The organism is Solitalea koreensis, from assembly GCF_900182575.1.
GTDB classification, from domain to species: domain Bacteria; phylum Bacteroidota; class Bacteroidia; order Sphingobacteriales; family Sphingobacteriaceae; genus Solitalea; species Solitalea koreensis.
In genome coordinates this window covers 91577-103115 of sequence record NZ_FXSZ01000006.1, presented here as the reverse complement: position 1 = coordinate 103115, position 11539 = coordinate 91577, and the positions used below count along the sequence as shown (strand labels likewise).

The 11539-nt window shown below is 36.0% G+C and carries 12 protein-coding genes; 9 read left to right on the top strand and 3 right to left on the bottom strand.

From position 1 onward, the window contains the following. Positions 1-82: 82 nt before the first annotated feature. Positions 83-913, bottom strand: coding sequence for an orotidine-5'-phosphate decarboxylase (gene pyrF / locus FN756_RS10455; RefSeq protein WP_142604045.1), 831 nt, complete (start codon positions 911-913; stop codon positions 83-85). A 224-nt stretch (positions 914-1137) separates the two neighbouring features. On the opposite strand from pyrF, the gene rho reads away from it, so the two are divergent. The 3 genes from rho (at position 1138) to purS (ending at position 3811) form a co-directional block, all read left to right on the top strand. Then, positions 1138-2715 carry a transcription termination factor Rho gene (rho, locus tag FN756_RS10450; protein WP_142604043.1) on the top strand — a complete coding sequence of 526 codons (1578 nt, stop codon included), beginning with the start codon at positions 1138-1140 and terminating at the stop codon, positions 2713-2715. 118 nt (positions 2716-2833) lie between these two features. Further along, on the top strand, positions 2834-3517 hold the full coding sequence (gene pssA, locus FN756_RS10445; RefSeq protein ID WP_142604041.1) for a CDP-diacylglycerol--serine O-phosphatidyltransferase: 684 nt from the start codon (positions 2834-2836) through the stop codon (positions 3515-3517). Between the two features lie 42 nt (positions 3518-3559). Continuing rightward, positions 3560-3811, top strand: coding sequence for a phosphoribosylformylglycinamidine synthase subunit PurS (gene purS, locus FN756_RS10440; RefSeq protein WP_142604039.1), 252 nt, complete (start codon positions 3560-3562; stop codon positions 3809-3811). A gap of 70 nt (positions 3812-3881) precedes the next feature. Here purS and folK read toward each other — a convergent pair whose 3' ends face one another. Next, entirely contained in the window at positions 3882-4370 is a 489-nt protein-coding gene (gene folK, locus FN756_RS10435; protein WP_142604037.1) for a 2-amino-4-hydroxy-6-hydroxymethyldihydropteridine diphosphokinase, read from the bottom strand. Positions 4371-4536: 166 nt separating this feature from the next. Here folK and sppA point away from each other — a divergent pair, with 166 nt between their 5' ends. The 6 genes from sppA to FN756_RS10405 all read left to right on the top strand — a co-directional run bounded on the left by sppA (position 4537) and on the right by FN756_RS10405 (position 10420). After that, entirely contained in the window at positions 4537-6312 is a 1776-nt protein-coding gene (sppA, locus tag FN756_RS10430) for a signal peptide peptidase SppA (RefSeq protein ID WP_142604035.1), read from the top strand. A 113-nt stretch (positions 6313-6425) separates the two neighbouring features. After that, positions 6426-6836 carry an OsmC family protein gene (locus FN756_RS10425; protein ID WP_142604033.1) on the top strand — a complete coding sequence of 137 codons (411 nt, stop codon included), beginning with the start codon at positions 6426-6428 and terminating at the stop codon, positions 6834-6836. Positions 6837-6907: 71 nt separating this feature from the next. After that, a complete protein-coding gene (locus FN756_RS10420) occupies positions 6908-8584 on the top strand; it encodes a DNA polymerase/3'-5' exonuclease PolX (protein ID WP_142604031.1) in 1677 nt (558 codons plus the stop codon). A gap of 22 nt (positions 8585-8606) precedes the next feature. Beyond that, positions 8607-9596, top strand: a complete 990-nt coding sequence (locus FN756_RS10415) for a glycosyltransferase family 9 protein (RefSeq protein WP_142604029.1) — start codon at positions 8607-8609, stop codon at positions 9594-9596. Positions 9597-9605: 9 nt separating this feature from the next. After that, on the top strand, positions 9606-10091 hold the full coding sequence (locus FN756_RS10410; protein ID WP_142604027.1) for a SixA phosphatase family protein: 486 nt from the start codon (positions 9606-9608) through the stop codon (positions 10089-10091). Positions 10092-10162: 71 nt separating this feature from the next. Continuing rightward, on the top strand, positions 10163-10420 hold the full coding sequence (locus FN756_RS10405; protein WP_142604025.1) for a hypothetical protein: 258 nt from the start codon (positions 10163-10165) through the stop codon (positions 10418-10420). A 12-nt stretch (positions 10421-10432) separates the two neighbouring features. On the opposite strand, the gene dprA is transcribed toward FN756_RS10405, so the two are convergent. Beyond that, positions 10433-11530, bottom strand: coding sequence for a DNA-processing protein DprA (gene dprA, locus FN756_RS10400; RefSeq protein WP_142604023.1), 1098 nt, complete (start codon positions 11528-11530; stop codon positions 10433-10435). Between the last annotated feature and the right edge of the window lie 9 nt (positions 11531-11539).

The window sequence follows — 11539 nt, the reverse complement described above, 5'->3', positions numbered from 1 at the left end:
TATCCTAAAAGCACAAAGTGTAAAGCCAAAAGCATTATTTACTTTCAACTTTACACTTTGTGCTTTTACTGCTAAACTTGCCTTAACTTAAATACTTGTCCAATAGCATCGACATTTCCTGCTGAACCTTTTTGGCTTCATCGTATGCACGTTCAGCAAAATCTTCACCATTAGATGCATAAATAATAGCCCTGGAAGAATTCACTAATAAACCACATTGTTTATTCATTCCATATTTAGCCACCTCTTGTAAACTTCCACCTTGTGCACCCACGCCCGGTACCAATAAAAAATTATCAGGTGCCAATCTGCGAATATTGGTAAGCTCATCTGCGCGAGTGGCTCCAACTACAAACATCAACTGATCAGCATTGCCCCAATTTTGTGAGTTTTTTAATACTTTCTCATATAACGGTTCACCAGCAGTATCTTTAATGAACTGAAAATCTTTACTTCCTTCATTGGAGGTTAATGCTAATAAGATTACCCATTTATTCTTGAACTCAAGAAATGGAGTAACACTATCAGCTCCCATATACGGTGCTACGGTTACTGAATCGAAATTAAAACCTGATTCTTCTTTTTTAAAAAATGCCCTGGCATACATTGCCGAAGTGTTTCCTATATCCCCTCGTTTAGCATCAGCAATTGTAAAATGATCAGAAGATATAAGATCCATTGTACTTTGCAAGGTTTGCCAGCCTTTAACGCCATTACTTTCATAAAAAGCGATATTGGGTTTATAGGCCACACAAAATTCGCTGGTTGCTTCAATTATTTGTCGATTAAACTCCAGAACCGGGTTATCGAATTTCAATAAATGCTTAGGAATTTTAGTAATATCCGTATCCAATCCCACGCATAAAAACGATTTGCGGACTTTAATATTCTCAAACAGTTGTGTTCTGTTCATAATTCAAAAATTTGCGCAAAGGTAACTTATTTAAGCTTAAAATATTTTGATAAAAAAATTTGATAAATAGATTTTATTATCTACTATTGCAATGATATCTCTTTTCGCCTTGTTACCAAGGAAAAAATCAACTATTCTTATTGCTTGAAAATCAACCACTAACTATTTAATTTATTTTTCTTTCGAGGAAAACTATTCAAACTGATTCCAAAAAATATTTGTTAATGTACGATATTATTGAACTGAACGATAAGCTCGTATCGGAGCTTAGGGAGATCGCAAAGAATCTTGAGGTTTCTGATTACGATGAACTGAAAAAACAGGAACTAATTTATAAAATTCTTGACAAACAGGCTATAACCGGTATATCAGAAAGTACTCCTGTTCAACCAGTAGAAGAAACCAATGACATGGAGGTGGATTTTGATGAACCCAAAGAGGCTTCAAAACGTAAACGCATCACGAAAAAGGTTGAGAAAGAGTCTGAAAAATCAACTCAACCAACACCTCCTGAAAGCGTCGCCCCTTCTGCGAAACCAATTGCTGCAGAAAGCCCAGTTGCTGAAATTGAAAGAGAAGCTCCTCCGGTTAGAAGAAAAATGCCTGAAAACCCACGAAATCTTCGTAATCCCAATCAACCACATTCCAGAACTCCTTCAGAACCAAGTGCATTAGCAACTGTTGATTTTGAGAACGTAATTGTAAATGAGGGTGTGCTTGAAATTATGCCTGATGGCTATGGATTTCTTCGTTCGGCTGATTATAACTATTTAACTTCTCCTGATGATATTTATGTATCACAATCACAGATAAAACTGTTTGGTTTAAAAACCGGTGATACCGTGCGTGGCAGTATTCGCCCACCAAAAGAAGGCGAAAAATATTTCCCTTTGGTTCGCGTTGAGTCGATCAACGGACGTGTTCCGGCAGAAGTTCGTGACCGTGTTCCGTTTGACTACCTCACTCCTCTTTTCCCGCATGAGCGTTTAAACCTGTTTACTAAAATTGGTGACTACTCTACCCGTATTATGGATATGTTCACGCCGATTGGTAAAGGCCAGCGTGGAATGATTGTAGCTCAACCTAAAACCGGTAAAACTACCTTATTAAAGGACGTTGCCAACGCAATTGCAGCCAATCACCCTGAAGTATATTTAATCATCCTTTTGATTGATGAGCGGCCGGAAGAGGTTACCGATATGGCGCGCAGCGTTCGCGCCGAAGTGGTTTCTTCGACATTTGATGAACCCGCTGAGCGTCATGTAAAAATTGCTAACATCGTTTTAGAAAAGGCGAAACGTATGGTCGAATGCGGTCATGATGTGGTTATTCTTCTCGATTCCATCACTCGTTTGGCGCGTGCATATAACACAGTACAACCGGCCTCAGGGAAGATTTTATCAGGTGGTGTTGACGCCAATGCTTTACATAAACCCAAACGCTTCTTTGGTGCGGCCCGTAAAATTGAGAACGGTGGTTCATTAACAATCATCGCTACTGCTTTAACGGAAACAGGTTCAAAAATGGACGAGGTAATCTTTGAAGAATTTAAAGGTACAGGTAATATGGAACTTCAATTGGATCGTAAACTATCAAACAGACGTATTTATCCTGCAATTGATCTTACAGCTTCAAGTACTCGCCGTGAAGACTTGCTACTCGATAAAGACACTTTACAACGTGTTTGGATTCTTAGAAATCACCTTGCTGACATGAATTCTCAAGAATCAATGGAATTCTTATTAAGCCAGATGAAAGGAACCAAGTCAAATGAGGAATTCTTAATTTCAATGAACGGATAAATAGAATTGAGATTTTTGCATCGAGGATTGAGATATTTACACGTTAAAAATCTATCGTTACGCGTTTGAACTAAGTTCTCTCAATTCTCGCCTCTCAATACTCATATCTGGATTTTATATGAAAAAACACATTCCTAACCTTCTAACCTGTTTAAACCTATTTTCAGGCTGTATAGCATTGGTCTTAATTTTTAAAGGCGAATTGATTACTGCTTCCTATTTTGTGGTGCTTTCAGGTTTTTTTGACTTTTTTGATGGATTTGCAGCTCGATTATTAAAAGCTTACTCACCTATGGGTAAAGAGTTGGATTCTTTAGCAGATGTAATCAGTTTTGGAGCAGTACCAGGAGCAATGCTTTACAAATTACTGATAGACATGCTTGGATCCGATTTTTTTCTCTGGACAATTCCAGCCTTTTTAATAACCGTTTTCTCGGCTTTACGTTTAGCGAAATTTAACATCGATGAGCGTCAAGGTGATATGTTCATCGGATTGAATACTCCTGCCAATACCATGTTGATCGTAGCTATTCCACATATAATACCACTATTTCCTTCACTAATTACATGGTGGCCTTACATAATATTGGTATTAATACCTATCTCATGCTTTTTGTTGGTTTGTGAATTACCGTTCATTGCTATCAAATTCAAAGATTTTAGTTGGAATAACAATAAACTGCGATACATTTTCATCATTGGTTCTGCAGTATTGATCATTTTATTTAAATTTGCCGCCATTCCGATTGCAATACTTTTGTACATCATTCTTTCGATAGTTCAATTCAAAATTTTAGCATAGGGGTTTATAATAAGTTTTCTTCAACATAAAAAACATAGAACAATGAAATTTATCGCCGAAATAGACGTAATGCCGCTTAAAGAAATTCTTGATCCTCAAGGAAAAGCTGTTACAGGAAGCATGAAAAATCTGGGTTTAAGCGAAATTCAAAATGTACGTATTGGCAAGCATATTACATTAGAAGTTACTGCTGAAAATGAACAAGCTGCTCATGATAAAGTGGATACAGCTTGTAAAAAATTATTGGCTAACCTAATTATGGAGCAATATATTTTCACCCTCCATTTAGCATAATTGAAAAAAATTTAAAAAAGAGAAAGGATCGCAGAATTGCGATCCTTTCTCTTTTTTACTAAAATTGACTTTATCTCTCTTGAAATTTCTTTACTTCTAATTTATCAGGGCATTCAACCAGTAAATCTTTAACCGATTTATGAAAAACAGGGTGTATTAAATCTGGCGCAATTTCTTGTAAGGGAATTAATGCAAATCGTCGATTTTGCAATTGAGGATGCGGGAGTGTTAACCGCTGCGTATTAATAATTAGATCGTCGGCAATGAGTAAATCAATATCTATTACTCTTGAGCCCCAATGTTCAAAACGTTCACGACCCAAATCAGTCTCGATGTGTAATACTTTATAAAGTATATTTTCAGGATCTGCCTGTATTTGGATACAAACGGCTTGGTTCAAAAAACTCGGTTGATCTTCCTTACCCCAGGCAGCAGTTTCATAAATGGAAGATCGTTTCGAAATTACCCCAATTCGTTCTTCCAATAAATCAATTGCTTTCTTTAAATTTCCTTCCCTGTTACCCAAATTACCACCTAAAAGCAAGTAAAAATCACTCATTTGTTACTTTGAAAATTTGATTTGCAAGCAATTTTAGCAATAATAATTTAGTATCATTGCATTTAGCTAAATTTGAGCTATTAAAAAACTAATTTTCTTCATTTATAACAAATAAAGAAACTATTTTAATTTAGTTTCGTTCAGAAAAACTTCAACAATAGTATTTATGGCCCAATTTTTCAAGTTCGTTTTTGCCTCCATGTTAGGTACATTTCTAACATTGGTTATTGCCTCTATCCTTTTATTTGCAATAATTGTAGGCATTGTGGGTTCTGCAAATTCAGAAAAGCCGGTTAAGATAAGTGAGAATTCTATTCTTTCTATAAATCTTGATTATCCGGTTTATGAGCGCACTCCCGCCGATCCATTTTCTGATTATCATTATGATGGTTTTCAATCAAACAATGGTTTAGGATTAAATGATATATTGGAAAGCATCAAAAAAGCAAAAACTGATGCCAAGATTAAAGGGATATACCTGAATTTAACTGGAGTTCAAACTGGGTTTGCCAATACAGAAGAAATAAGAAACGCTTTAATTGATTTTAAAAAATCAGGCAAATTTGTTATTGCTTATAGTGAAGTGTATAGTCAAAAAGCATATTATTTGGCAACTGTAGCCAATAAAATCTATTTATACCCTCAAGGAGCTTTAGAATTTAAAGGCTTTGCTTCTGAAAATATGTTTTTTAAAGGTGCTCTAGAAAAATTGGAAATAGAACCGCAAGTAATTCGAGTTGGTACCTATAAAAGTTTTGTAGAACCTTTTGTTCTGGACAAAATGAGTGAGGCCAACCGCATGCAAGTAACAGACTTTTTAGGTTCTTTATACAGTCATTTCTTAACAAAAATTGGTGAAGCCCGTGAAATTCCTAAAGATTCATTATTCAATATTGCCAACAGACTCCAGATTCAACAACCTGAGGATGCTTTAAATTATAAAATGGTTGACGCATTAAAATATGAAGATGAAGTACTGGCTGATCTAAGAACTAAAACGAATACAGCAATCGATGAAGATTTAAGCTTTATTCCAATTAAAAAGTATAAAAATGTAGCCTCATCCTTATCTACGGAGAGTAGCAGTACAAATCGAATTGCGATGGTTTATGCCTCCGGAGATATCAATAGTGGAGAAGGAGACGATCATAATATTGGCTCTGAACGACTTTCAAAAGCAATACGAGAAGCTCGTGAAGATAAACACATTAAAGCCATTGTTTTAAGAGTGAACTCTCCTGGAGGAAGTGCTTTAGCTTCCGATGTAATTTGGAGAGAAGTTATGCTGGCTAAAAAAGCAAAACCTGTGGTAGTTTCTATGGGCGATGTTGCTGCTTCGGGAGGTTATTATATTTCATGTGCAGCAGATAAGATTTTTGCTCAACCCAATACCATCACTGGTTCAATTGGTGTGTTCGGCATCATTCCAAATGCTCAGAAGTTTTTTAATAATAAGCTGGGAATAACTTTTGATGTTGTTAAAACCGGTGAATATGCTGATATGGGCGGAATTAGTCACCCTTTAAGCGAGTCTGAAAAACTGATCATTCAAAATGGAGTAAACCGTACTTATGATATTTTCATAAGCCGAGTTGCTGCAGGACGTAAGAAAACCAAAGTGGAAGTAGATAGCATCGGACAAGGCCGCGTATGGACAGGAAGAGAAGCGCTGAAAAATGGATTAGTTGATAACTTGGGAGGAGTAAATGATGCTGTAAAAGAAGCTGCTGCTTTAGCTAAAATCAAAGATTATAAAATCGTTAACTACCCATCACAAAAGTCGATCTTAGACAGTTTTCTTGGTGGTTTAAGTGGCACAATCAAGAGTTATTTTGTGGAAAAAGAATTAGGTGACAATTACAAAATTTATGAAAAACTGAAAAAAATCACTACGTTATCAGGAATTCAGGCACGCATGCCTTATGAGCTTTCAATTCAATAGAGATTTCAACATATAAAACAAAGAAGCCGGACGCACTTGTTCGGCTTCTTTGTTTTTATTACATTTTAGTTTAAAAATTATATAACTTAAATTTCAATAAAAAAACTTCACATATGAAACGCGCATCAACAGCAAATTGGAAAGGTTCCGGAAAAGAAGGAACAGGAACTCTATCAACTCAATCAGGAGTATTAAACAAAACTCAATACTCATTCAATAGCCGCTTTGCTGATGGTATTGGCACCAACCCCGAGGAGTTAGTGGCAGCTGCTCATTCAGGATGTTTCAGCATGAAGCTTAGCTTTGATTTAAATGAAGCAGGTTTTACTGCCGACGATATTACCACTGTTTGCAACATCACTTTTGAAAATGGAGTGATTACTGAAAGTCATTTGGATGTAACGGCTAAAGTTCCGGGATTAACTGCCGAAAAATTTGCTGAAATAGCTGAGGCAGCAAAAGCAAACTGTCCAATTTCAAAACTATTAAGTACAAATATAACTATGAATGCAAGTTTAGTTTAATATACTGAAATTCTCATTAATAAGAGGCATGCGCAATTGTGACATGCCTTTTTTATTACTAATATTGACCCATGGAAAACAAGCAAATTGCCCGAACGCTCCGTTTGCTTTCGCAATTGATGGAACTTCACGAAGAGAATTCGTTCAAAATAAAATCAGTAGCCAACGCAGCTTTTAAAATCGATAAATCAGCTGTTAAAATTTCAGGTCTAGATCTGGCTGCACTTGAAAAAGTAGACGGCATTGGAAAGAGCATAGCTCAAAAAGTACATGAACTGAATACCACCGGACGTATTGAAGAATTGGTTCAATTATTACAGCTTACTCCTGAAGGGGTAGTTTCTATGTTGAACATCAAGGGCATTGGACCTAAAAAAATTCAGATTATCTGGAAACAGCTTGAAATTGAAACCATTGGAGAACTCTATTATGCTTGCAATGAAAACCGATTAATTGAAGCCAAAGGTTTTGGATTAAAAACTCAAGAAGAAATTAAGCGCATTATTGAATTCTCAATGTCGAACGTAGGTAAATTACTCTATGTCCAGGCGGAAGAATTACTTAATCGATTAGAACCAATTTTAGCTTCGGCTCAAGCAGAAAGAATAGCCAAAACTGGCGAATTTGCAAGAAACTGTGAAATCGTTGAAGAATTAGCATTTGTTGTAGCAACAAAAAATCCGACAAATTTCATCGCTAAAATTTCAGAAAATGAGCATCTGCTAACAACTGAAAATACTGATTTACAATGGAACGGCACCTTCGATAATTTCATTATAAAGATTTACTTCTGCCCTGTTGATGAGTTTGAGTGGACCTTATTTCAAACAATAGGTTCACCTAAACATCTTGAATTGATGCAGCCATTTTTAAAAGGACACAATCTTTCTAAAGCCAAATCTCAGGAAGAAATTTATAAAACTGCAGGATTGCAATACATACCCTTCGAACTCAGAGAAGGAACATCAGAAATTGAGCTTGCAAAAGAGCATAAAATACCTCAACTCATTGGCTTTACTGATCTAAAAGGAGCCTTACACAATCATAGTACTTATAGCGACGGTATTCATTCCTTGCGAGAAATGGCCACTTATTGCAAAGAATTGGGCTATGAATACTTGGGTATGTGTGATCATTCAAAATCAGCTTTTTATGCGAATGGGCTTTCGGAAGAACGAATTTTCAAACAGCATGCTGAAATTGACGCCCTAAATAAGGAGCTGGCGCCTTTCCGTATTTTTAAAGGCATCGAATCGGATATTTTATACGATGGTTCTTTAGATTATAGCGATGAAATTTTAGCAAGTTTTGATTTAGTAGTAGCCTCGGTTCATTCTCAATTAAAAATGACAGAAGAGAAAGCAAATTCCAGATTAATAAAAGCGATCGAAAACCCATTTACAACTATTTTGGGCCATCCTACCGGCCGATTATTATTAGCCCGTACCGGTTACCCCATCAATCATAAATTAATTATTGATGCATGTGCAGCAAATAATGTTATTATTGAACTGAATGCTAACCCATTGCGACTCGATATGGATTGGCGTTGGATCAATTATGCCCTCAGCAAAGATGTGATGATCTCCATCAATCCTGATGCTCACCGAAAAGAAGGTTTCCACGATATGTTTTATGGAGTTAAAGTGGCTCAGAAAGCCGGATTGACCAAAGAAATGTGTTTTAATGCATTATCATTAGAAGCTGTACTGGATAAACTAGAAACAAAAAACTCTAAAACAGTTTAATTCATATTGTATTTTTGCCTTAATGACTCCAAAAACCAAAATACTTATACTGCGCTTCTCTTCTATCGGTGATGTTGTTTGGACCACCCCTGTTATTCGTGCTGTTAAACAACAATTACCAAATGTGGAGCTTCATTTTGCTGTAAAATCTGTTTTTAAAGATATTGTGGCGGCCAACCCATATATTGACAAACTTCATTTGTTAACAAAGGAAAATTTAAAAGAGCTCACACAACAACTTAAAGAAGAGCAATTTGACTATGTAATTGATCTTCATAATAACCTACGAACACGATTTATTAAATCAAAACTTGGAGGAAAGCATTTTACCTATAAAAAACTGAGTGTAAGACGGTTTTTATTCATCCATTTTAAATGGAAAGTGTTTCCTGACATTCCCGTTGTGGAACGTTATTTAAAAACTGTTGAATCGCTTGGCGTGAGAAATGATGGTAAAGGTTTGGATTATTTTATATCACCCGAAAACGAAATCAAACTTTCAGATTTACCGGCTGCTTTACAAAATGGGTATGATGCGTTTGTAATCGGTGGAAGTGCATTTACTAAGCTTTTACCATTTAATAAAATGGTTGAGTTATGCAACAAGATAAATCGACCAATTGCATTAATTGGGGGAAAAGAAGATATAGAACCCGGAGATAAATTACAGGCCTATTATGAGGAGAAAATTAAGAACAATCCTGATGCTCTGATTCATCCTGTTATTAACTTCTCAGGAAAGCTTAACATAAGTCAGTCAGCATCAATGGTTAAACAGGCTGGAAGAGTTTTTGGACATGATACGGGTTTAACACACATCGGTGCAGCTTTTCATGATACAGTATATTCAATTTGGGGAACTACCTCGCCTATCAGCTTCAGGCCATATTGCAAAAATCCGGTTGTTTTTGAGAATAATAATTTGAATTGCAGACCATGTTCAAAGGCTGGCCGGGATTCTTGCCCCCAAGGTCACTTTAAATGCATGAGAGAAATTACATTTGATTTTTAACTTTATGTTATGAAAACGCTCTACCTCATACGCCATGCTAAATCAGATCAAACAATTACAGGTTCTGATTTTGACCGCCCCTTAAATGACCGGGGATTCAAAGATGCCCCTAAAATGGCTGAAAGGTTATTAAATAAAAAAGTTCATCCTGATTTAATTATTTCCAGTCCGGCAAAACGAGCATTAACCACTGCAAAAACTTTTGCAGAAACGCTTAATTACGGTTTTAAAAATATTTATGAGGAAAAGCTAATTTATGAAGCATCAACAGCTACACTTTTAAAAGTAATAAATCACATCAATGATAAGCACGAAGTAGTATTACTTTTTGGTCATAACCCCGGCATTACATTTATTATTAACTATCTAACAAACAACAAATTAGATAATTTACCTACCTGTGGTGTGTTTAAAATAGAGTTTGAGTTAGATAGCTGGAAACTTGTGAGTGAAGGTGCCGGTAAAGCTGCATATCTTGATTACCCCAAGAAATAGTGATCATCCTAAAATAAATGGTAGTTAATTTGCTAGGATTTAGACCCTGAAATAATTAATTATCTATCTCCATGAAAACAATAGAAGTACCAACAGAACTAGCTCCAATAATTGAAGGAGTTATAAGGCACTACAAATATGCCATGGATAAACATCCAACCTTCCCCAATGATTTGATCAAGCAAGCTGCAGTGGTTGCGGAAGAAGCAGGAGAATTATTGCGAGAGGCTAATAATGATAATATTGGCCTTTCGCGACACGAATGCTATCAAACCGCTGCGGTATCGTTTAGAATGTTAGTTTACTTGGAAACAACTTTAAACTCTTAACAAGACATGTAATTAGGAATATTTTTTAAATATTTTACCCGGTAACTGTTTTAATAATGAATTAAACTCTAAATTAAGCAGCGATCTTGAAATATTTCCAGGAGAGATTGAAACTTTTGCCGTTAAGTCATCGATGCTCAAAGGACCATTTTCACAAATAAGGTCATATATTATTTTTTCATCACTTGAAAAGTCAAAAAACAGCAAATTTTGTGTCGTTTTTTTCGCTTTTTTATCTTCCCATGCTAAATAATACTCCAAATCGGCAGCAGAAGTTATTAATTGTGCCCTGTTTGTTTTAATTAATTCATTACAACCGGAAGAACTTGGTTCATTAATATTTCCAGGGAATGCGAAAACATCTCGGTTATATCCGTTTGCCAAATCAGCAGTAATTAATGCTCCGCCACTCTCCTTTGCTTCTACTACAATGGTTGCATCGCACAAACCTGCAATTATTCGATTTCTCATCGGAAAATTTTCACGATCCGGTTTGGTTTGCGACATGAATTCGGTTAGCAGTCCCCCATTTTCAAGCATTTTCTCGGCTACCGATCGATGCCCGCCCGGATATATCTTATCCAAGCCATGCCCTAACACTGCTACTGTTGATAAATTATTTCGTAACGCTTCCTTATGTGCAGCTATATCAATACCATAAGCTAATCCGCTAACTATTATGGGGTTAAATTTAGATAGATCAGCAATTAGCTCCCGGCAAATATCCTTTCCATAAGCTGTAGCATCTCGTGTTCCGACGATATTGATAATTTTCTGTCGATTAAAATCGATATTACCTTTAGAATAAAGGAGTATAGGCGCGTCTGAACAATTTTTAAGGCGTGTAGGATAGCTTGAGGAAGAAAAGAAAAGCATGTTGATTTTATAGCGTTCAACAAACTTCAGTTCTTCCTCAGCTCTAACCAGGTACTCTTTATGATTTAGAATTACACCTATTGTTTTTTCACCAATACCTGGTATTTTAAGCAGTTGAGATTTTTTAGTTTTAAAGATCCCTTCAGCACTGCCGCAATAGCTTAACAGGTTTTTAGCCGACACATTTCCAATTCCAGGTAAAAGTGTTAGGGCAATTTGATAAAGTTTCGACAAGGGGTAAGA

Bases quoted from the DNA above. Each gene is read 5' to 3' on its own strand.
- pssA (WP_142604041.1), top strand. From the start codon at position 2,834: ATGAAAAAACACATTCCTAACCTTCTAACCTGTTTAAACCTATTTTCA.
- folK (WP_142604037.1), bottom strand. From the start codon at position 4,370: ATGAGTGATTTTTACTTGCTTTTAGGTGGTAATTTGGGTAACAGGGAA.
- rho (WP_142604043.1), top strand. From the start codon at position 1,138: ATGTACGATATTATTGAACTGAACGATAAGCTCGTATCGGAGCTTAGG.
- sppA (WP_142604035.1), top strand. From the start codon at position 4,537: ATGGCCCAATTTTTCAAGTTCGTTTTTGCCTCCATGTTAGGTACATTT.
- FN756_RS10415 (WP_142604029.1), top strand. From the start codon at position 8,607: ATGACTCCAAAAACCAAAATACTTATACTGCGCTTCTCTTCTATCGGT.
- pyrF (WP_142604045.1), bottom strand. From the start codon at position 913: ATGAACAGAACACAACTGTTTGAGAATATTAAAGTCCGCAAATCGTTT.
- FN756_RS10405 (WP_142604025.1), top strand. From the start codon at position 10,163: ATGAAAACAATAGAAGTACCAACAGAACTAGCTCCAATAATTGAAGGA.
- purS (WP_142604039.1), top strand. From the start codon at position 3,560: ATGAAATTTATCGCCGAAATAGACGTAATGCCGCTTAAAGAAATTCTT.
- FN756_RS10425 (WP_142604033.1), top strand. From the start codon at position 6,426: ATGAAACGCGCATCAACAGCAAATTGGAAAGGTTCCGGAAAAGAAGGA.
- FN756_RS10410 (WP_142604027.1), top strand. From the start codon at position 9,606: ATGAAAACGCTCTACCTCATACGCCATGCTAAATCAGATCAAACAATT.
- FN756_RS10420 (WP_142604031.1), top strand. From the start codon at position 6,908: ATGGAAAACAAGCAAATTGCCCGAACGCTCCGTTTGCTTTCGCAATTG.